The organism is Rhodococcus sp. G-MC3 (assembly GCF_030063335.1).
Taxonomy (GTDB): Bacteria; Actinomycetota; Actinomycetes; order Mycobacteriales; family Mycobacteriaceae; genus Rhodococcoides.
The window spans coordinates 1-20807 of record NZ_JASISW010000015.1; the positions used below are offsets into that span (position 1 = coordinate 1).

The window sequence follows — 20807 nt, forward strand, 5'->3', positions numbered from 1 at the left end:
GCAGATTGGAAGCGCTGCGGCGCAACGCTCTCGGATTCCGCAACCTCACCCACTACCGAATCCGATCACTACTGCACTGCGGCAACCTCACCCGCGCACTCGATGCACTCTAAAACCGGAAGAGCCGCTGAACTCGACGACAGATATAACGAACTGATAATTGCTATGGAGGCAGCCAGACAAGGAATAGTCGGCAACTCCAGCTTTAGAAACCAAAAAACAGCTATTGAACCGCTCCATCTCGTCTTTAAAGAATGGACTAAGTTCACACGTCATGTCGATAGCGTATTCGAGCCAGCCCTACTAACGATCGCAGAACCTCACACGCAGAAGGCGATAACCAGCACGTACGCTAGATTCAGCACATTTGTAAACCAGCGTCATATCGAATATGTCACAGTCAAAAACATGTCTGAGGTCGACTTTGAAGAGTCGGCCAAACAGCTAAAACAGCTCAGATCTTCAAGGACGGCTGTGTTCGGAATAGTCAGGGAGTATCTGCTTCAAGCACCACCGATTGAGCTTGTTGGCAATGGCCGAGATACATAAAGCCCCCCTTCCGCAGCTAAACGGGAACAATTGTGAACCCAACCCAATACAAATGTTATCTACGACCGTTCCATCTCCAAGTACTAAGTGACAACTACCCGAACTGTATATGCGTCGCATTGGCCAGGTTGACGTAGTAGGGGCAATACGCCTGTCGCCCGTGGATCTAAAGAAACACGTTCTACAGGACTATCAGAGCCTGGACTTAACGTCACATACAAGTTCTTTCGCACACGTTCACTTCATTTTGCGTCGACTATGGGGAGGGGCAGTTGTGTGCAGTACAGTTTTATTGACAGCATGTGAGAGGTGTCCAGGATTTTAACGCGATAACTTTCAATCAGACTAACTGATTCCCTTGCGGGTCACACGTCCTGGGTAGAGCTGGCTAGTTAAGTCAGATACGGCTCACCTCTCAGCTACTTTCAATCGTTATAGACATGGATGAGGACACCCAGCCGAGACTGCGTGGGATGAATCCTAGTAGAGCCATCTGCGGCCAATTCTACTATTCGGGGCATCCTCGTCGTTGTCTATAGCTTCAGACTGCGTACTGATTTCTTGTAAAGGTATTTGCACAAGAGCGCAATATTGATATAAAAATAGCATATCTAGATAGCGAAGAGGCCCGGCATGTAAATGTCGGTTCTTCTTTTTCCATATACCCCGCACGCTATTATCTAGATAACAATTGGTATCCGCATTTGAGCACAAATATGCTATCCCGTCCATGATAACCACAAATATGCTATCCCGTCCATGATAACTCTGTGCCATAATGACCTCAAGCATGGAAGACAAGGCATCATCTCCACTCGACTCTCTTATAGGCAAAAGTGTAGCCGTGCCTCAAGAAGCGAACCCTATTACCGAACGAGGTCGCGCACTAGACCTGAAAGACTTCCACGGTGACAGCGCTCATCACTGCATAGGGGAGCAATAACTGCATAGGGGAGCAATAACTGCGGCGCGCTCTAAGCTAAGTGGCCTAAAACGAATAGATATGCGACAGTCGACGCATGAAAACATGCCCCGAATGCCGTCAGCCCATCGATCCCAACGTCATACCCGGTGCCGAGTACGCGGGCGGACACTGAGAACCCAGCTTCGCCACCCTGAATTGCTCGACGGGGTGCCCCAGGAACGGACAACCCGCCGGGAACTAGAGCAGAAGCGCCGGGTACGACGACTTCTCGGCCGTAGTAGGTTGGGTGCAATAATTCGCGTTATGCGCCCGTTCAGGATGGTCGGAGATCCATGTAGTCGCTGAAACGTAGAGCATCGGCTCGCGCCATTTCAGATACCAGACGAGTCCAGTTCGCGAGTCCCGCGCTTCGATCTCGGCGCGGCGCAATTCGGCGACGGACACCCCAGCAATACGAATCCGCCTGCCGGGTGCCCCCAGTCGGACTCGAACCGACAATGTGCGGATTTCAAGTCCGCTCAGCCACGAAGCGTGGTCGTTCAGGAGGGTTCGCGATTCGCTCAATGCCGGAAACAGCCTTTGGTCAACCGTCCGTCGCACTTTACACACGGCGCGCACTAAGAATAACACCGTTCACTCGAATTCGGTGTACTTCACATTTGACCCGTAACACTTATTGATTGGGTATCTTTCGGCGTTTCTCGCGAGTTTGGCCGACGCGACGTCTGCCAGCTCCACGCCAACCAACTCGGCAAACCCAGCTACACCGCGGAGTGCTGCGACAATTCGGGCCTCGGCATGCAAAGCCGTTTGGTTGTCTCCGGGCTCCGACCACTGCCAAATCTCAAGAACCGCGCCGATAGTCCCGACGAGGTTGGCAAGGGCTACCAAAACCGCGCGCTCTTGGTCGAACGCACTGACGTTCCGGACCTTCCGGGCCTGGTCTTCAGGAACAGTGCAACCTAAGACATCGAACAACCTCAATAGATACAACGTGACATCAGCAATCTCGCTCGTCACCGAATCCAGGGACGACAGCTCGACTTTTCCACCTGGGGACTCAAGCGCATCGACGACTGCACTGGAGAGCTCACCGAGCTCACCCCCCAGAGCCATAGCTAGGTTCTTCGGAGTGTGAAACTGGCCCCAGTCGCGCTCGATCGCGAACGCCCGCTGGTCGTCCATCACATTCCGAAGTGTGGTCATACCGAATACGCTATCGACGCGCGGACCGAGCCGTCTGCACGGCACGCTACTTGTAGGTCGGTCCGACATCTGACCACCGGCATCCGCTAGCCTTCCCACTGCGGCCCGACGGACTTCCGCTGTGATGTACAGCTACGGACATGCCCCCACCCGCACGAATCGATTCGTGCTGCCTTGGGGACACATCTGTGACGTTGCTTCGCACTACCGCTGACAGAATCGTTGGCATGGCAGATCCGGCGTCGCTCAGCGAGCAATTGCTGGAACAGATGCTCTTTCGTACCGGGCGTCGGGCAAGTCCTTCCGAGCAAACGTCGTGGAGCAAGAGCCTGCCTGCATTCGCCCTGGACCTCGTCGACGCAGGCCTGTCGAACGTCGAGATGCTTGTCGAGTATCAGCTCCCCTTGACTTCGAGGCGCGTCGACGTCGTGCTCGCTGGCACTCACCCAGTCTCGGGCGCAGCTTCATACGTGCTCGTCGAACTGAAACAGTGGTCGTCCGCGTACAAGTTCGAGGGCAGCGAAGAGCTCGTCGATGTGCCTGGAATGCCGGGCGGCCCGAAACTACATCCCGTCGCCCAGGTTCGCGGATATTGCGAGTACATGGCCGACTTCACCAAATCGCTCGCTGACCAGCCCGACGCTTTGGCGGGGGTCGCCTACCTACACAACGCGCTCGACCCGGCAGCCGTCTCAGATTTACGTGCTCTGCCTCCATCCACAGAAGGACGGCTGTTTACCGCATCCGACCGAAACGACCTCTACGATTTCCTCCGGTCACGACTATCGGCGACCAGTGCCAGCCGCTCGTCTGCAGACTCATTGATCCGCTCCGCAGTAGCGCCCTCGCAGCAGCTGTTGAAGGTCGCCGCCGCCGAAGTTCGCGACAGGCCGCAGTTCCATCTCTTAGGCGAGCAGCAACTGGCCGTTGACCTCGTTCTTCACGCCGTGGAGCGAGCTCGCCAAGCTGACAGCAAGCAGGTCATCATCGTGACAGGCGGGCCCGGCAGCGGAAAGAGCGTTGTCGCGTTGTCACTAGTGGGTGAGTTAGCCAGGCGTGGTCGCGCAGTACTGCACGCGACGGGATCACGGTCATTCACCCAGACGCTACGCAAGGTTGCCGGCCACCGCGCGCCGCGCGTTCAGAAAATGTTCAAGTACTTCAACCAATTCATGTCCGCTGAGCGCAACAGTTTGGACGTACTCATCCTGGATGAGGCACATCGAATTCGTGAGACCTCCGTCGACCGCTACACACGAGCGGAACTCCGATCCGACCGTCCACAGGTCGATGAGCTCATCGCTGCAGCGCGTGTCCCAGTATTTCTTCTCGATGAGCATCAGATCGTGAGACCCGGTGAGATGGGTTCACTCGAGCAGATCGAGCAGTACACCAGGTCGCTTGGATTGACATCGCACCACGTCCACCTCGGAGAACAATTCCGCTGCGGAGGAAGCGAAGAGTACGTGCTCTGGACGAAGCGCCTCCTAGGCTTGACAGAGGGCGGAGCAATCCCCTGGCCTGGCGATCCTCAGTTCGACGTCCGGGTGGCAGACAGCCCAGACGAACTCGAACAATTACTCGCAGCGCAGATCGAACGTGGTTACTCCGCGCGAATGACAGCTGGGTATTGCTGGAGTTGGAGCAATGCACGCGACGACGGGTCGCTCGTCAAGGATGTCACAATCGGCGATTGGTCACGTCCTTGGAACAGCAAGAGCGACAGACGGATCGGCGACGCGCCTCCGGCGCCGCTGTGGGCAACGGAAGATGGTGGATTCGACCAGGTCGGATGTGTCTATACGGCACAGGGATTCGAGTACGACTGGAACGGTGTAATCTTCGGCCCCGACCTGGTCTGGCGTGACGGGCAATTGATCATCAAACGTGAGGCCAACCGTGATCCCGACTTGAAGAACACCAAGAAAATCAGTGACATCCGCGTCGACCTTTTGATCCGGAACATCTACAAGGTCCTTCTGACCAGAGGAATGGTGGGAACTGTCATTTACTCGACAGATCCAGAAACACGCGCCGCTCTTCGCACATTAGTCGCAAACGTTCAGGCCGAGCCCCACTCTTGACGTTCTTGCGGCCGCCACTCTCACCGGCCCGCAAGGAAAATGACTATGCATTGCAACGCCGACTGTAGCGACCGGTAAGCCACCGTATCTGACTGCGCCATGCAGCTTCGTCGTCCGACACCGCTAGCCGGGCCCTCCAACCGCCGCTACCGAGGCGTTGAGTGCTTTCCGCAACGTGTCCGCTAATTCCTCTTCAGACTGAGCGTCGAACCTGGTGAAGGCGGCAAGTCTAAGAAGTCTTTTCAGGAAGTCGCGAAGGACGCCTCTCCGATTCCTTTCAGGATTTGTTTCTGTCCAGATCCGCAAGATGCCGCGCACAACGAAGGAACTCGCGCCTAGCGATGTCCGACGTGCATAGATTTGGTCGATCTCCGATTCGTTCAACAGCCCGAGATCCTTGTACGGGTCCGCGTTATTCGGATTATATGTCAAGTGTGCGCGCCACCACAGTCGGCCAAATGTGTGTCGCGTTATATCTGACGCCAAAATCCGGTCTCTCGGTCGATCCGGGAATCGCCAAGAACAGATATCTGGCATCAGCACTAAGCCAAGAAACGCCCAGATGTCACCCGAAGCTGCCTCTGCCGCAACGATATTCATAGATGAATGAAGGTGCCGCGCAAGCTTGAGATCAAAATCAGCAAACAGTGCAGTTGAGCTTTGATGCGGAAATCCATGTTCTCGGGCAAGCACCACGACTTCATTACGGAGCGCACGAAGCTCTCCCTCTGATATTCGAGCACCTCCAGTCGCTATGTAGACCGCACTCTCGTGAGATGGGCTTGACATTCGACCTAGCGCGTCTTCAGACATCTCGACGTAGGCGCTATACATCGAACGTGCAACAAAGGGAAGGAGTCGTGGAAATAACAAACTCATGTATCCCCAATTCCTGAAAAAACGCTGACTGCGGCTTGAAGTTCGGCGGAGAACAAACTTGGGGAATTGTTTCGTGTATTCCGAAGTTCCTCCACAGTCCTCCCATGAAATCGCATGCCGATCAACGATTGCAACGTCTCGCCAATACTGCCGTCTTGATATTCGACGGACTCCTCGAAGTCGAGGTTGCACAAGGCGTGTTCGATCAGCGTTCGAGCCACATCCGAATAGACCGCAGACATTACAGCCATATCTGTTTGGGAGGGACTTGCCGCATTTTTGAATGCAGCGCATACAGCCGTGTTTGCCTCGTTCACCACCAGCAGCAGCGAACCCATGGTCGCTGCATCCAGGCTGCCACCCACCTCAAGAAACCAACCAGCGTCAACCGGATAGTTGGTCGAAGAAAAATCGACGATTGCAACAGGAAATTGTGCCGCATCTCCTTGCAGTCGAACCTCAACACGGTCGGACCAGAGGAGGGACCCTGCGTGTTTGGGCGCCCACGACGAAACAGCTACATCGCTTGTGGCAAGTGTGAGAACGGTCTCCAAGGAAAGCACTCCGCCAAGATCACTCCCCCGTAATTCTGCAGCGAGCGCGACCTTCTGGAGGCCCTCCCCGAACACCTCGGCGCGGAACGCAGCCGCACGCAAATTGGAACCTGTCGCCGCCCAAACAATCGAGATCGCGACTCCAGAGGATGGCGGCAGCCCAGTGGCAATCCGGATTGCGTCCATGTCAACGACTATGGACCGCGCCAAGCTGAGGTCCGTCTGGTAATCCCAGTCCGGCAGGCTCTCTGGCAAAACGGCCTCGCCGCCGTTGATATCCATCTGCCACTCACCACAATCGATCGCAGAATCTGGCGGAATGCGATAGGGGAACGCATTCCTGCTCACGACTTGTCCGCCGCACGCTCGACAGTCAATTCAATCGACGTAACCGTATCAGGAGCTGGCTTCACAAAAACGGCCCAGACAGTCTTGCCACCACGCATCGAAAGTGAACGACCAAGAGTTAACACATCATCCTGCTGAATCTCAGAACGCCAACCAAGGACCACAGGCTGGGGTGCCCCTACGGGCGCACTCGTCTCCCGCCCCTTCGCTAGCGGAATTGAGACGCTCACGTCAGCTCTGACCAACGCGTCGACATGCTGCGGCACGATGAACCGTTGCACAACGACCGCGTAGCCGTTGCGATCCTCTATACCTGGCTCTCCAACGTAGCGGACCTTAGGTATCGCCAAGCGTCGGTGTCGACCCGGGGTAGGTGCACCCGGATTAGACTGGTTGCTACCAAACCCCGCGTCACCGTCTCGGTCCATCTCCGCGCCATCAGACGAATCAATCCCGACACCCGCATCTTGCCGGCCGGCGCCGCTCGGGTCGCGTGGCTCTTGTCTCTCTTTGGACCCATCGTCCTCAGGTTCGTCGCCCGCTTCGGAAGTGCCCGTGTTCTTGGTCGTAATCGATGCAGTAAGCCCGCCGAACCCCAGCGCTGCGGAAACTAGTGGTGAGAACATACGGCTCGCTGCCCCGAGGGGCGTTAGCGTCGCCTCAGGAGTTGAGGTCTTTAGCTCGACGAACTTGCTCAGTGATTCACGAATTCGTCGATAAGTCGTTCTGACAATCGTCTTGTCCCGACCGTCGAGTGTCTCGGATCGCCAATCATCGTGAGTCGGCGGCTCTGACCGCGCGTAGGCTTGATCGACTTCAGCGTCAGAACGAAATACTCCTGCGTACGAGATCGAATCACTGCCTGTGCCCGGCCCCTGAAAATACTTCACGACAAGTTCTGCCGTGCGCATAAGGCAAACGTGATGACTGGTCCGATCGAAGCCACACTCCTCAGACACTCCCGACGGCTCGAACGGTGGCATCATCGTCTTATGCAGACCCAGCCTCCCTAGCTGGACCTTGGGCTTCAGCACCATAAGTAGTTGGCCTTCGCTTCCTTCCATATTGCGGTAGGCGTCCACGAATAATCGCAACGGCCGAATCGTCGCCGGGTCCGGCACTGTAATCTGCTCACCATCGCAAGAAACAGAGAAACGGATGTCAGGGGCGCTGCCGTCTCTCTTCGTAATCATCTTCGGCCAAAGGTTCCACGCCATAGCATCCGCGATCCAGCCAGCTGCCTCTATCGATTCCCGGCCGTCTAGATCAGGGTCGATGACCACTATCGTCGTCCCGGTCTCCTCGGCGCGGAACGGTGTTAAACCAAGGTTCTTTGCGACTCCCTCGGCATCTTCGCCCTTGAGGGGCTCGAGGACGTCCCCCATGTCGTCACCCCACCAATGACGTCCAGTAAACCGGTTACCCTCCAGTCCCTTGCCAACGGAGTAGCTCTTCCACATGCTGCATCCAATGAGTCTTGTTTCAAAGCCGCCCTCGGTAGCACAGCGGGTATGGATGAGCACAGTAGCGGACTTGGATACTAGATAAAAGATGCTCTTTCCGAAACCATATGTGCCACCGCCATATTCAGTGCTACGGGGTTCCCCGATGTTTCGCACAAATGATACAAAGTCGGTATCACCGGTTACCGCATTGTCGGCGCGGGTAGGGCCGCCAAGTCCTTTGGTACCACGGTCAGACACGGAGAGCAGCCGTAGCGGTTTGCTTAGCGAGCCCCTGAGCGGCAATTGCGCCGTGGTCGGCGCACCCGCCTCAAGATAGCGGCGCCAAATCGGTGCCATGCTTGCTCGGAGTTCCTTGATCTCGATTTCAAACTCAACCTGCCGCCCTTCGATCCGCGCATCCCAACTATTTTGCACCGCTTCACGGACAAGTACAGTCAGTAGGCTAAGAGCTGGCCTGCCAAGCTGATTCCTGATTCCATCTGCCGCCGTTGCGCCCGTCGGTGGATACTTTTGAGAGTGCCAGCCAACCTTCATCGACTTCCACCCCCGGTTAATCGATAGAGCATCCTTCGCACAGCGCTGTCACTCATCCCGGAAACTCCGGGATCCGGTAAGTCGAGCGAGTAGGAAACGTTGGACACGTTGATTGCGACACCTGCCGCTGCCAGCTGCAACCGCGTTAGCCGTGGAAAATCGTTTTCAACGCCATACCAACCACTCTCGACCACTTCGAATGATTCCTCGACATACCACTCCTGGTCGGCAAGCTGATATCCCACAGCCCGAAGTTTGGTCAGCAATCCGGTGTAGTCGTCGGTGAGAGCTAGAACATCAGAAACTAGTGTACTTAGGCACATTGCACCGGAACGGCGTTCCAGCCTCACCCAGTACAGCCACAATTTGCCCGTACCAGGTGGGTCGAGTTGGTCCAACCCGTGTACACCAACTCGGCGATTGTCGGTCGCGGTCGTCGACTTCACCTCGATCGCGTCTCCGTCAAGAGAAAAATCGTGTCGATCCCCCGATGGTCCAGTCCAGAATTGAGAAGCTGAGGTATTTCGCGTTAACAGCTCTCGCAGAAGTAGCAGCTCCGAAAAAAGGCCGACTATCTGATAGTCCGCCAAGACCGAGCTTGAGGATAAAAATAGCGACCTCCAACGGTTAAGGACAGTTGTGGTCGCCCTCAGGGCAGAAGATGGACTGGCCGCGACAGCCAAAATAATATCTGAACAGACCTGAGTGAAGAGATCGCCGAGCTCGGGATTCAGGCAAGCTATGTCCGCAAATCTCTTAACTGCAGTTCCGGTTGTAATAATGCGCTCACTGAACCGCAGATTTGTGCCAAATGAGTTCACGCTCACATGTTGTGCCGCCACAAGGGGAATAAGCAGATGGCGCCGCTTTGCCGGGTCCAAACCAGCTAGCAGCCGCCCTCCCTCGCAATCGACTGGGAGCCCTGTGGTCCGCAGCCTACCTGAACCGGGCGGGTCACCCTTCTCAAGCTGGCCCCAGTGGTCAAACAGGATGCTTTCTACACCCTCCGAGGTCATATCTCCTCAAACTCCAATGCCGACAGGTCGCTTTCTTCGATATCGATCCCGGACAAGTCAGCACTTACGTAGTCCCACTCGACCTCGCTGTCTCGATCGAGTGGCGCGGGAAACACTACGCCGACGCCGACCACGTCCTCCGGCGCGTTGAGCGCAACGCGGGACTTAAGCTGTCGCCCCGTAGGGGTCGAGTTCCTATCAATAATATAGAGCACAATTAATCCGACGTCGGGTGCCGTCTTCTGCCGCAACTTGAAGATTTTCTCCTCGGTCAACTCCCCTTCTACGTTACTAGTATCCAGGTCTACTGCGGCGTCGCGGCGGCTCATAAGGGTTTTAATATCGGTGATCGCACTTTTTTCGACAGCCGATCGAGTAACTTTGCCGACCTTGATGCCGTTACCGAAATCGAAAGGCTCATCAGCGGGATTCGGTTTGCCCACTACAGCAACCGTCCAGTGGCTTAGTGCAGATTTTCCGTTACGCTTACGAATATACTTTCCCAGTAATAGCGCGTTGCAGTCCTGTGACTTTTGATGAAAAGAGTATTCCGAAAGAAAGCGAAGTATGTGTTTGACTGGTACCTGACGGCAAATCACGACCTGACGGGCAGACTCGACCGATTCTAAATTTCCATTTTCTGCAGATGATTCGATCAGCAAGCGAGCGGCGTTCTGATTGTCAAGAAGCACTTGTCGATCGAGATCGAAGTACCTCGTTTGAATCCTCCGGCCGCCGTAGGCCGCGAACGCACGTACGGCCGAATCCATCTTCGCCGCTGCCGTAACCCGCAGTGATGGATGGGTACGAATTCGCACCGCGAAGGACCGTGGTGTCTCGTCCTCGACCATGTAGATTCCTATGTCACGGCGGATCTCGGACTCTACTGTCGCTAGGTGTCGGAACCAGTCTCTGAGCTCAGAAGTCATCCAAACACGAGGCAAATCTTCATATCCGGTTCGGTATCCAAACCAGCGACCCATCTGGAGGAGCGTGTCATATGCTGACACGGACCGTACGAAATAGCTAACCGACAGTCCCTCGAGAGTGAGCCCGCGTGAAAGTGTATTGCCGCCCACGGCGACTGCGGTAACGGGGTCACCTTCGTAGTTGAGCCGAACTTTGCTACTTGCATTGTCCAGTATCACGGTGCAATCGCGGAGCACCTTGCTCAAAGTCTCGCGCAGATCATCGAACTCCACGGGCGTGTGGCCGAAATCGGAAGCCGGAACCCGCTGCATCTCACTATTCCACAAGCGTTTTAGGCGCTCGACAGCGTCAGTATCGTTAGCGTCGAGACTATACAGCGTTCGCGTCTGCAGGGCTTCAATCGGTGCTTTAAAGCTGTCGTGAATAACAGTATTCACGCTCGTATGAATTAGCATAGTCGCGTGCTGCTGCGCGGCGTGCCGCAGACGTCTTGCAGCAGTCGACATCCAGAAGTAGTAGAGCGCGTCCTGGAGCTGCCCAGTTATCGCGGGCTCGAACTGGTCACGATCCGCGGCAGTTGCTGGTCGAACCAAACTAATTTCGCCGTCAGGGATAGTGCGAATCATGTCGAAACCATCGTCCGCTGCGTCGGGATCTTCGCCATCTAGCAAATCTCGACCGAAAAGAACCTCGGTACCAAAATGACCTTCCGGCTTGGGCAGGCTGACTATGAAATCCTCTGGATACAGATCCTCGGCCGCTGGGTCTATTAGAAGGTTGGCGAACGGAGTGGCCGTGTAGCCTATATAGGCCGAGCGTGGAAGCCGGTCGATAATGTCTCTCACGAGCGGGTTTATGGTTTTGGTTGCAACCGTTGCCTGATCGGCCTCATCGTCGATGATGATTGCCGGGCAGTCTTGCAAGTACCCAGCCGCCGAGTCGAGCCACTTTCTAAATCGCCTAAGCACCGCAGCATTCTTTTTGACCACACACAGGACATGTTGCTGATTACTCTTAGCAAAGTACGCGGCTGCGTTCGCCGGTGCTACGAAGTCTTTCTCGGGCACGGTGAGCTGCATCCACTTAGTGGCGTTAGGAGCAATGAGGTCCTGGACAAGCCGAAGTTGAGTTTGCCTCCGAAGACTGTTGTGGACTCCTGCAAAAACAATGAATAGTTTGTAATTTCGATCTGCAGCCTTGGCCATCACCGCGGTGAAGTTTGTGGTTTTTCCTGACTGTACGTGACCAACAACCAGACCTCTTGTGGAAAATTGTTTTTCTTTAGGATGGTTGAGCAAGGACACGACTTGCGTGGAGGATCGATCCAACGCATCAATGGAAGTGTCGGGCCAGTTCTTAGCTTCCAGTTGCCTCCGCAGGCTGGGCCAGCACGCGTCCGTCGGCTGAGGTCCCGTATACCAAGTCCACCTGTTGTTGGAAATGACCGAATCGGCGTTTCCGCTTTCCCGTATTTCGATTGCTTCGGTCTCATGGCGGTCGCGGATCTGCTGAATGAGCGCATCGTCGACGTTGAACAACTCGAGCATCTTGACAGCCTCCTCAGGAGTCTTGCTGTCAATCAGTCCGCGGAACTGCTCGTACTGTTCATCAATCTCGACGCTCACAGTTTGCGCTACCTCTCCCAGTTGCTATCCGTTAAGCCTTTATCCGGCGGAACGAACTACACGTTACATTTTGCCAGGCAAACGAAACATTCGCAGTCAAGTTGGTTGTTCGCTGGTCAACGGCGAACGACCTGGCCCCGTGCGATGTCTCAGGAAGGAGTCCCTGCGCAGCCTCTGTCTTGGTTGCCGACTGAACGGCCTCCCTGCAGACGGCGCCTGGCTAAGTAGTTCACCTACACGCGATACAACGATTGCTGCAGGCCGATGTCGGCCCCGGCTGCCCTTGCCGTCGGGCGGCCTCCGCCGGTCATCTCGACAATGCCGTCAGAAGCGGTCAACCAGCTTGTCTGTGCCGCGGAGTCGAGTGACCACACGGCTGGGACGAGATCTAACGCACTCGCTATTACATAAACAGCCAATCTCGGCGGTATGGCATTACCAATCTGCTGGGCAATGTCTTTGCCGCGCCAAGGGAAATCTGGCGGGAAGGTCTGCAGTTGGCCTGCCTCGTCCTGCGAAAAGCGGGCAAGCTCCCTTCCCGCTGCAGACAACAGGCGGTTGCGAAACACTTTGCCCGTTACGGTCGCCGAAGGGAGGTCGGAAGTCCTTCGACCACGGGCCTTCGGGTCACCACCGGACCCGTAATTCGACACGACTATGAACGCTGACTGCCTAGCCAACGTCTCTCCCATCGTGCGCCAAGGGTGTAGGTTGCTGTCGCCCTCAAACCTAGCCCGACCTTTGAAGTAACGACGATGCGTGGCTGTGGGGATCACTACTGCCGCCCTTGTACTTGCGATCATGACCGCGCGGCGCCGAGTTTGCGGGACGCCGAACTCCTCGCTCCGAAGAATCCCGGTTTGAACGTCGTACCCCTTGTCGGCGAGCACACCGGCTACAGCATTCCAGATGGGTAAGACCGCCGGAACCTGCTCTAGCACAATTGCTTCGTAGGGACGCCCGAGTTGTTCGGCCTCCAGGATCCAGCGCAGAGGCTCTAACACGAGACCGGTTCGTTCATCGTCGAGTTCTGAGATGGACCGTGTGATGTCGTCCCCGCGGCTCAACCTCTCAATCCAAGCCAGGATTTTTTCCAAGGATCGACGGCCAGCGCCTTTTCCGGCGACGGTGTACGTCTGACATGGCGGTCCCGCAGCCAACATCGTCGCGTTGCTGAAGTCGCTAGGCCCAAATGCCCTGACATCACCTTGGATCGTCGAAAGTCCCGCGGCCCGCCTCGTTGCACACGCGTTTTCATCCCACTCGATGCCGACAGTGGGCACTCCCATCCAACGTGCTGCCACATCTAGGCCGCCGGGACCTGCGAACAAATCGACAATACTCGCTTCTCCAAGTCGAGGATCTCGAAGGTGGGTCACGCACCGAATCCTAGTCCCGCACCCTTGTACACGGGCCGCCCGCCACATCTAACATCTCAGCGCGCCGCGAACGCAGACGGCTTCAGCCCGGTCAGCTGTTGTACCACCCGCGCCGTGCCCGGATCTTCGATACGTCACGTGGGTCCCGCGCGCAGCAAGGGGGATGGTGGGACGACGACTGTCGGCCGCAGTAATGACTGCAGGCGGGCCGATTGGCAACAGCGAAGAGGAGTTCTGACTCGGCAAACTAGAAAAGCTCGACCCCCGCAAGGGGCCGTCCATAAGTCACCTGCAGGAACATTTCGACGACCGCATCGTCAGCTACATGTTCACCAGGGACCGCAGGCTGCCCGCTGAAACCTGCGTCACCTGGTTCCGGGACAAGCAGGACCCGGAAGCCGGGCGACCTCGGCTGCAACTACCGAATGGCCGACGAACCTGTTTCCCGAGGACCCGGCGCTGTTCTGATTCTGGCTACCAACTGTCGACGTGCAAAATAGTCTCGGTGGGATCGCGCGGGGCGACCTTGAACGTCTCACCCGTGTAATAGGCCGTCGGAACCAGCGCGCCCAAATAAATTTCCGCCGGTATGCCGAGAATCTTGGCCACCTCGGCTTCGCGTTGCAGATGTATTGTGGTCCACGCGGTTCCAAGGCGACGCGCCCGTGCAGCCAGAGCCTAGTTCCACACGGCGGGCAGCAACTAACCCTACAGTCCGGCTTGGTTGCCCTTCGGCAGTTCCTTGCCTGCCTTGATGCAGGGAAACAGCAGCACCGGTACCTCCCCCATATGCTCACCGAGCCACCCGGCACTGTCTCCGACGCGCTTCTGGATCGTCGCTCGTTCGGGATCGTCGGCGAAAAGGCTGGCCGCCGAGCTCTTGGATTCCTGATACTTTGCGAACAACTCTCCGTAGATCGCATCGATCTGCGCACGCCGCGCTGGATCGGTGACCACCACCCACTGCCAACCCTGCTGGTTGGATCCAGAAGGAGCTTGCAGCGCGACCTCAAGACACTCCTTCAGTATGTCCAGCGGCAATGGCCTCGTCAGATCGAGGCGCTTACGGACTGTAAGCGTCGTGGTCAGCAGTTGATCAGGCGTCAGTTCGATGATCGGGTACGAAGTCACTCGCCGATCATGCCCCACGGCCCCGGTTCCAGGCACTGAGTAGTCGGTGAGCCGGATTATCGCAGCGACATGTGCTGCACCCACCGGACGGTTGTACTTTTCTTACTTTGGCGAGCAACCCCCTGCAGTTATAAATCCCTCGGGATCATTCGTGTCGGTGCCCGATGCCAGGGTGAGGGCATGTCACAACTCGACGAGGGATTCGCGCCACCTTCGGGCTGTGTGCAGTGGTGCCAACTTCGCGCCCACGAGCTCCACCTGCTCGATGACGGCGTCGTGGTGGACCTGGACTGGTGGAACGAACACCTCAAGCGGGCAGGCCACAATCTACGTCTGCGCGGCCGCAATCTCGACGGGAAGATCGTCACCGATGGCATGGCGACCGTCCAGCGCAACGACCTTCGGATCGGCACCGAACTGGCTGACGTCGAACATGATTCGCTCTGTCTATTCTTCTCTCCGCTGCCTGGCAGGGCGGCCACAGACACCGCAAGTCGGTACGACGATTTCCGGATATCCACAACCCGCACGTCTCCCCCGGCGAGGACCCGCTGGCCAAGACGCTAACGTGCTCGAGAGCTGCGTACGAGACCGCAGAGTGCCCCACCTCCAGAGCGGATCGTGGTCCGGCTGGCCGGACACTCCGGGCGTCGGGGTATCCCTGATGGCGACGTTCCTGTGGGCGTCGAAAGGATCCGTGGCAGGCGGCACAGTTGATCGACCAGTTCGGTGTCTCCACCCTGATCCACGAGGGGTGGCTCGAAGGTCCCGCCGTCACCGGATTCACGAGACGCCGCTACGACCGATACGCCGAACTGCTCGAGATGGTCGACCGACATTGGCACCAGCCCCTAGCTCGTCGAAATGTGGCTCGTCAGCGTTGGAGCGCAGAGCGCGTACCGGTAGCGCGGCCCAGCACACCGTCGTGGTCTATACGCTGATTCGCCCACCCCGGTCGCTACCTGAATTGTCCACCTGGGCGCCTACCTCGCACCGATCACGCGTCGATATGAGGCTGAGTCGTGGTGTCAGGTGCGGTGCGCCGGCCAGTTGAGCTTGCCCGCGGAATCGTGAATACTGCTGCAACACAAGTGATTGCCATGACAAAGCATGCGAGTGTGTACCAGAGGTTGCCGATCGGATCGCCGTTGTCGGTGACACCGTCGACGGCGGCGAAGTAGTCCGGCAGCGCACTCGCCCACAGGACCGCCATGATGCCCAGGTAGACGAGACTGTAGACACGGACGAAACCGTTCGAATACACCGGGTCGTGCGATTCGCCAACCCGCAGGGCGCGCCACTGGCGGATCAGGATTGGGATCGCCACGAGCGCCAGAATAATGAGCTCGGCCGCGTAGAGGATGCCACGGGCGGTGTCGCTACCCATCCCGAAGACGGTCGCCGGAATGGGCAGTACGAACGTGCCGACCGATGCCAGCAGGCCGATCACAACTGTGCGCCAAACCAATTCGAGACCGCTGAAACGCCGGCCATGATCGACATGGCGGCCGACGAAGTACTGGGCACACAAGGCCAACGACATCGGCCATAGAGCGGCGAACACCACGACACTCGGTATCGGGACAGCATCGAACATAGGTTGGTTAATCGGATTGTCGGTCGACCATTCCCACCACCGCAACTGGGGGCCGAGGTGGTCGAAGATCTCGTAGAAGGCATGGTGGACGAATCCGACACACACGGCACCGAGGATCGCGCCGTATCTGCGGAACACGCCGAGCATCCGGACGATGTCGAAGGCGAGCGTCGCCATCAGTGGATAGATCGCGACGATGTAGAGCGGGAGTCGCCCCCACATGAATTCGACGGTGAACAGGTTGTGCGCGAACATCGTGTCGACGTGTTCCTCGATCCCGAACGCCGCCGGGAAGTACAGCGGCGGTTCAATGATGAACAGGTAGGCCGTCGCGCCGAACCACACAACCACGTTGGTTGGGTCACCGTGGCGACGTAGGCGCACGATCGCGTAGACGAGCGCGAGCACCGACCCGAGCACGATCATCAGCTCGAGCACCGGCAGGGTCCAGTTCTCCAACCCGAACGGGCTGCGAAGCTCGAACAGCCCACCGGCTTCCGCGCAGGAGAATCCCAACGCCGTGGAGAGCTGATCGAAGGTAAACGTGCAGGAATCCGTCATCAGCTGGATACCGGTGCAACCGATTGATCGGACGGCGTAGCGGTATACCAGCGGGTGCAGTCGTAGCCCTCGTCGTAGCGCTTGAACCACTCGCCGGCGAGCACCGGGAGCTTCTCGTGCTGGGGCTTGTGCCGGGGCATCTGACTCCGGAACGCACCCGAGAGGGCAGCGAACTGTTCACTGCGGGGCAGGCCGTCGAACGCTCGCGGCATCGTCCCCTTGCTCAGGTACGGCGCGAAGAATGTCAACAGCTTCTGCTTCCCGCGGTGAGAGGCGAACATTGACAGTGAGTCGACCTTGCGGTCCTCGAGCGGCACATGCTGGTTGAAACCTGCACAAGCAATCCGAATCACCTTCATCACGTGAGCGAAAATCGACGGCGCCATCCGCATTCGATAGATCTCACTACCCACGAGGGCGTCGAAGATGATGAGCGCGGAACTGCGATGCTCGACTTCCTCGACGAAATGCCAGAGGAACAGCGATGCGACACGGTCGTCACCCGGCGCAAACAAAGTAACTTCGTTGTCGAGCATCAGCTTGAACACCGGGGTGAATGTCGCCTCGAGGTCTGCCGTGTAGGCGAGTCGATAGTTCAACGGGGTTGCCTCGGTGAGGAGATCGTACTCACCGAGCACCGCATCGAGGGTGTTCTGCAGCCCGGGATACTGCTTGATCAGAGCCTTCACGTGCTGCCGATGAGCGGTCGAGTGATGACCCTCTTGACGCATGAACGCCGTGGCTTCTTCCGCAATCCGAGGATCGGTCATCGACGCCTTGGACTGGATGATCGCCTTCACGATCATTTTCTCGAAACCGATCGCCAGGAACGACACCGCGTTCGACATGCTCGACCATGCTGGGTTCTGCGGGTTCCACAGGAACGGGACGTCCTCGTCCTGGAATCCGAAGTCCATCTTCCGGGGCTGAAGATCAGTCATACGCGACACCTCATCATTACTGGCGTAGGGGCGGAGGTCTCAGAGGGTGGCGAGATGAGACCCACATCAAGAGACAAACATACATGAGGGCGTCGATACGTATGTTGGTTTGAAGTCTTCCCCTGAACTGGCCTGAGGCACTGAAGGAGCGGTGCCACGGCGTCGCCCTGATTCGCGATAGTCTCGGGATTCCGGCAACGAACACCAGGGGCCCACCCGGAGAAACGAGGACAAACAGAAGTGGCACGTAGGCGCGGGTGGGGTGGGACACCTCCGGAGAGCGACGAAGAAGCCGCGCAGCGGATCGTTGCTACTGCCGTCGAACTCATCAGCAGCACGGGCGGCGAGGTCACCATCGCCGACGTCGCGGACTCTCTCGGTGTCATCCGGCAAACTGTCTACCGGTACTTCCCCACCGCCGAGGCTCTCTTCCGGGCCGCGGCTATCGCCTCCGTCGGCGCCTTCCTCGATCGTCTCACCGATCACGTGCATGGCATCGACGATCCGGCCGAAGCAGTCATCGAAGCCGTCATCTACGCACTCGGCGACGTCCCCCGGACCCCCCACCTGGCCATCATGCTTTCGGGCGCACACGCACACACCGAGGGCATCGCCTCGGACGAAGCAATGGCCTTCGGCATGACCATGATCAGGCGCTTCGACGTCGACTGGGAATACCACGGCTACGACGAGCAAGCCCTGCGCGGACTCGTCGAACATCAACTCCGAATCATGCAGTCGTTCTTCATCTCCCCGGGAAACCCGCCCCGCAGCGAGCACGACCTGCGCCGCTACTTACAACGCTGGCTGGGGCCGGTCGTCTCGCCTCAACCCGTTCTCGGAAGTACCCAGCACTCGGCATAGCGTCTGATTTCGGCAGTCGACCAAACTGCGTCAGTCATCCGATTCTTCGAATTTGCTTTGTGCAGTATATCTTTCGGATCAGAAGAATTTGTTCAGCATCATGAATCACATTCTGTCGACCTTGGTTGCACGTCGACCAACTATGCAGCGAGCTTAATCCGAACGATCTGTCGGTGCCAGCTGCGCACCTACGACCTGAACGTCCTCGACGACGGCGTCGAGGTGGACCTCGACTGGTGGAACAAGCACCTCGACCGCGCAGGCCACGACATCCGGTTGCGCGGACGCAACCTCGATGGCCAGATCGTCTCCGGCGGGCTCGCGATATTAAACCTACTCCCCCGGCCTCGATCTGACTGATGAGGACCGCACGACCCCGATGGGCCGTGAAGTCATCGACCATCCTCTGTCGTTGAACAGTCGTCGTGGCACCGGTCAACCGGCCGAAAACAGCGCCAGCGACGTTTCTACGAACTGTGTCGAGAACAGACCGACAGAACGAGAACACAATGATTTTCGCATCGATTCCTTCGGCCTCCTCGACGATCTCCAACAGTCGTTCGAGTTTGGCTGACTTCCCTCCCGGTTCCATGGGATACGCCGCCTGCCTCATCGCCATGAAGTTCCCGGACGCGACGGCGTCGCGATAGCGCCCTGAATCCTCAGGGAGCGGCTGGACCCAGTCCTCGACCTCGATCAGATCCGGCAACTCCTTCAGAACGTCGATCTGATTACGACGAAGGTACGCCGGCGCAACTGCCTTGCAGAAAGAGTCGGCACCACCCAATCCTTCGCGGACATGAATGCGGCGCGCGGTATCCGGTTGTACGTACTCGACCAGAGTGCGGAACTCATCGACCCTGTTCTCGATCGGCGTACCGGTCAAGAGCAACGAAGTCTCCGGACTCGCCGGTGCACTTCAATCCCAGGCGGGGACGTTGTCCATTCACCTCGCGACCACCTGCCCGTTGGTTACACATCACCGGCCGGTGACCGCGGTGCGGCATCCTCATGAACCTGCACTTCTCGGACACACAGGAGTTTTCACGAATGACATCGCTTCGTAGAGCGGCACTACTGGGCACACTCGCATTGGTCACTGTCACCTCTGCTTCCATCGGAAGTGTGGCTGCTGCCGCGCCGGCCAGAACGGCATCACCGTTGTGCCAGGTCGCGGACCTACTCCCTACCGGATCGTCAGCGGGGCTTGGTTACGGGTGCGCCGAAGCCGGTGAACTCCTCGATCTTCCGATCGGTGCTGTGCGCGCGACTCAACCGTCGCTCGGCTACGACGAGGTGTACTACAAGCTCGGGCGATACACCCAGGGCAAGGACAAGATCAACAAGAAGTTCGACGACTGGTGCGAAGCCAACGGCCAGGTCGAGGCCGCCTCCGCTCTACCCGACGCGCGACTCGATAAGCCGTCGTCATTCACCTGCAAGGTCCCTGTCGGTCAGGAAACTCCGGACAGCATCGCACCGATGAAGACCGTCGTGATCGGGCCCGGCGGGGTGCCCTACCTGACTGATGGCCACCACACGTTGACCTCGTTCTTCGAATCAGCCGACGGTGGACCGAATCTGCATCTTCGTCTGCGGGTGGTCGCGAACCTCAGCGATCTGAGCACCGCTGACTTCTGGGCGCGGATGCAGGCCGAGAAGTGGGTATGGAACTTCGACGTCGATGGCAAAGAAGTGCCGGTCGAATCACTCCCGGCGGGCGTCGGACTTTCCAAGTTCCAGAACGATAAATACCGAAGCCTCACGTATTTCGCTCGCGACATCGGGTTCGCGCAGGGATCGATCCCGTTCCAGGAATTTTATTGGGGCGCTTGGGTTCGCGATTCCGGTGCAGTCGACATCAGCGGCTGGGACAGCAACAACCTGGGTAGCTACCTGAGTACCGTCGAATCGGTCTCGCGCGCGCAGGTCGCGGCACCGAAAGACGCCGTGATCAATAGCGGCCGGACTGCTGCGGAACTGGGCGCACTGGACGCATGGAACGACGGCAAGTCGGCGACGACGGGTGAATTCGGCAAGCTATCCGCGCCGTACTCGGACGACAAGCCGGGCAAGCTGGCCTACGCATTGCAGTACAAGCTGGGGTTGCCGCGGTAATTGTCTTCGGCGACACCGCGGTGTGTTACCGCGTGGATTTCGCCGACCAAGCCAGTATCCGGAGCGTCTGCGCACTTCGAGGCTATGTGGACTGGAACGG

16 protein-coding genes and 1 pseudogene are annotated in these 20807 nt (G+C 57.8%); 6 read left to right on the forward strand and 11 right to left on the reverse strand.

The window, feature by feature from the left end; translation table 11 throughout:
• Window positions 1-1711: 1711 nt before the first annotated feature.
• Both QMK17_RS16900 and QMK17_RS16905 read right to left on the reverse strand, forming a co-directional pair.
• A complete protein-coding gene (locus QMK17_RS16900) occupies window positions 1712-2038 on the reverse strand; it encodes a hypothetical protein (RefSeq protein ID WP_283510446.1) in 327 nt (108 codons plus the stop codon).
• A 69-nt stretch (window positions 2039-2107) separates the two neighbouring features.
• Complete coding sequence (locus tag QMK17_RS16905) at window positions 2108-2680, reverse strand: hypothetical protein (protein ID WP_283510447.1); 573 nt, start codon at window positions 2678-2680, stop codon at window positions 2108-2110.
• Between the two features lie 188 nt (window positions 2681-2868).
• Between QMK17_RS16905 and QMK17_RS16910 the strand changes: the two genes are divergently transcribed.
• A complete protein-coding gene (locus QMK17_RS16910) occupies window positions 2869-4764 on the forward strand; it encodes a DUF2075 domain-containing protein (protein ID WP_336620166.1) in 1896 nt (631 codons plus the stop codon).
• 123 nt (window positions 4765-4887) lie between these two features.
• On the opposite strand, the gene QMK17_RS26500 is transcribed toward QMK17_RS16910, so the two are convergent.
• From QMK17_RS26500 to QMK17_RS16940, 7 genes and pseudogenes are all read right to left on the reverse strand, one after another.
• Window positions 4888-5643, reverse strand: a complete 756-nt coding sequence (locus QMK17_RS26500) for a DUF6339 family protein (RefSeq protein WP_442972782.1) — start codon at window positions 5641-5643, stop codon at window positions 4888-4890.
• Window positions 5640-6545, reverse strand: a complete 906-nt coding sequence (locus tag QMK17_RS16915; RefSeq protein ID WP_283510449.1) for a hypothetical protein — start codon at window positions 6543-6545, stop codon at window positions 5640-5642. The genes QMK17_RS26500 and QMK17_RS16915 overlap by 4 nt, the downstream gene beginning before the upstream one ends.
• Window positions 6542-8545, reverse strand: a complete 2004-nt coding sequence (locus QMK17_RS16920) for a hypothetical protein (protein WP_283510450.1) — start codon at window positions 8543-8545, stop codon at window positions 6542-6544. The genes QMK17_RS16915 and QMK17_RS16920 overlap by 4 nt, the downstream gene beginning before the upstream one ends.
• A complete protein-coding gene (locus QMK17_RS16925; RefSeq protein ID WP_283510451.1) occupies window positions 8542-9561 on the reverse strand; it encodes a PD-(D/E)XK motif protein in 1020 nt (339 codons plus the stop codon). The genes QMK17_RS16920 and QMK17_RS16925 overlap by 4 nt, the downstream gene beginning before the upstream one ends.
• Window positions 9558-12116 (reverse strand): Z1 domain-containing protein, encoded by a 2559-nt coding sequence (locus tag QMK17_RS16930; RefSeq protein WP_283510452.1) that lies wholly within the window; start codon window positions 12114-12116, stop codon window positions 9558-9560. Before QMK17_RS16930 ends, QMK17_RS16925 begins: the two co-directional genes overlap by 4 nt.
• A gap of 233 nt (window positions 12117-12349) precedes the next feature.
• Window positions 12350-13543 (reverse strand): DNA cytosine methyltransferase, encoded by a 1194-nt coding sequence (locus tag QMK17_RS16935; RefSeq protein ID WP_283510453.1) that lies wholly within the window; start codon window positions 13541-13543, stop codon window positions 12350-12352.
• Between the two features lie 426 nt (window positions 13544-13969).
• Window positions 13970-14626, reverse strand: a pseudogene (locus QMK17_RS16940) (nitroreductase family protein).
• A gap of 180 nt (window positions 14627-14806) precedes the next feature.
• On the opposite strand from QMK17_RS16940, the gene QMK17_RS16945 reads away from it, so the two are divergent.
• Window positions 14807-15193 (forward strand): hypothetical protein, encoded by a 387-nt coding sequence (locus QMK17_RS16945; RefSeq protein WP_283510454.1) that lies wholly within the window; start codon window positions 14807-14809, stop codon window positions 15191-15193.
• A 146-nt stretch (window positions 15194-15339) separates the two neighbouring features.
• Entirely contained in the window at window positions 15340-15567 is a 228-nt protein-coding gene (locus QMK17_RS16950) for a hypothetical protein (RefSeq protein ID WP_283510455.1), read from the forward strand.
• A gap of 56 nt (window positions 15568-15623) precedes the next feature.
• On the opposite strand, the gene QMK17_RS16955 is transcribed toward QMK17_RS16950, so the two are convergent.
• Both QMK17_RS16955 and QMK17_RS16960 read right to left on the reverse strand, forming a co-directional pair.
• On the reverse strand, window positions 15624-16784 hold the full coding sequence (locus tag QMK17_RS16955; protein ID WP_283510456.1) for a DUF7802 domain-containing protein: 1161 nt from the start codon (window positions 16782-16784) through the stop codon (window positions 15624-15626).
• Window positions 16784-17725, reverse strand: coding sequence for a metal-dependent hydrolase (locus tag QMK17_RS16960; protein WP_283510457.1), 942 nt, complete (start codon window positions 17723-17725; stop codon window positions 16784-16786). Before QMK17_RS16960 ends, QMK17_RS16955 begins: the two co-directional genes overlap by 1 nt.
• A gap of 240 nt (window positions 17726-17965) precedes the next feature.
• Here QMK17_RS16960 and QMK17_RS16965 point away from each other — a divergent pair, with 240 nt between their 5' ends.
• The 3 genes from QMK17_RS16965 (at window position 17966) to QMK17_RS16975 (ending at window position 20707) form a co-directional block, all read left to right on the forward strand.
• Window positions 17966-18589, forward strand: coding sequence for a TetR/AcrR family transcriptional regulator (locus QMK17_RS16965; protein WP_283510458.1), 624 nt, complete (start codon window positions 17966-17968; stop codon window positions 18587-18589).
• A gap of 509 nt (window positions 18590-19098) precedes the next feature.
• Window positions 19099-19239 (forward strand): hypothetical protein, encoded by a 141-nt coding sequence (locus tag QMK17_RS16970; protein WP_283510459.1) that lies wholly within the window; start codon window positions 19099-19101, stop codon window positions 19237-19239.
• A 400-nt stretch (window positions 19240-19639) separates the two neighbouring features.
• Entirely contained in the window at window positions 19640-20707 is a 1068-nt protein-coding gene (locus QMK17_RS16975) for a ParB/Srx family N-terminal domain-containing protein (protein ID WP_283510460.1), read from the forward strand.
• Window positions 20708-20807 lie beyond the last annotated feature (100 nt).

Coding starts and splice junctions, on each gene's coding strand:
- QMK17_RS16970 (WP_283510459.1), top strand. CDS start 19,099: ATGATTTTCGCATCGATTCCTTCGGCCTCCTCGACGATCTCCAACAGT.
- QMK17_RS26500 (WP_442972782.1), bottom strand. CDS start 5,643: ATGAGTTTGTTATTTCCACGACTCCTTCCCTTTGTTGCACGTTCGATG.
- QMK17_RS16975 (WP_283510460.1), top strand. CDS start 19,640: ATGACATCGCTTCGTAGAGCGGCACTACTGGGCACACTCGCATTGGTC.
- QMK17_RS16935 (WP_283510453.1), bottom strand. CDS start 13,543: ATGTGGCGGGCGGCCCGTGTACAAGGGTGCGGGACTAGGATTCGGTGC.
- QMK17_RS16925 (WP_283510451.1), bottom strand. CDS start 9,561: ATGACCTCGGAGGGTGTAGAAAGCATCCTGTTTGACCACTGGGGCCAG.
- QMK17_RS16920 (WP_283510450.1), bottom strand. CDS start 8,545: ATGAAGGTTGGCTGGCACTCTCAAAAGTATCCACCGACGGGCGCAACG.
- QMK17_RS16945 (WP_283510454.1), top strand. CDS start 14,807: ATGTCACAACTCGACGAGGGATTCGCGCCACCTTCGGGCTGTGTGCAG.
- QMK17_RS16905 (WP_283510447.1), bottom strand. CDS start 2,680: ATGACCACACTTCGGAATGTGATGGACGACCAGCGGGCGTTCGCGATC.
- QMK17_RS16960 (WP_283510457.1), bottom strand. CDS start 17,725: ATGACTGATCTTCAGCCCCGGAAGATGGACTTCGGATTCCAGGACGAG.
- QMK17_RS16955 (WP_283510456.1), bottom strand. CDS start 16,784: ATGACGGATTCCTGCACGTTTACCTTCGATCAGCTCTCCACGGCGTTG.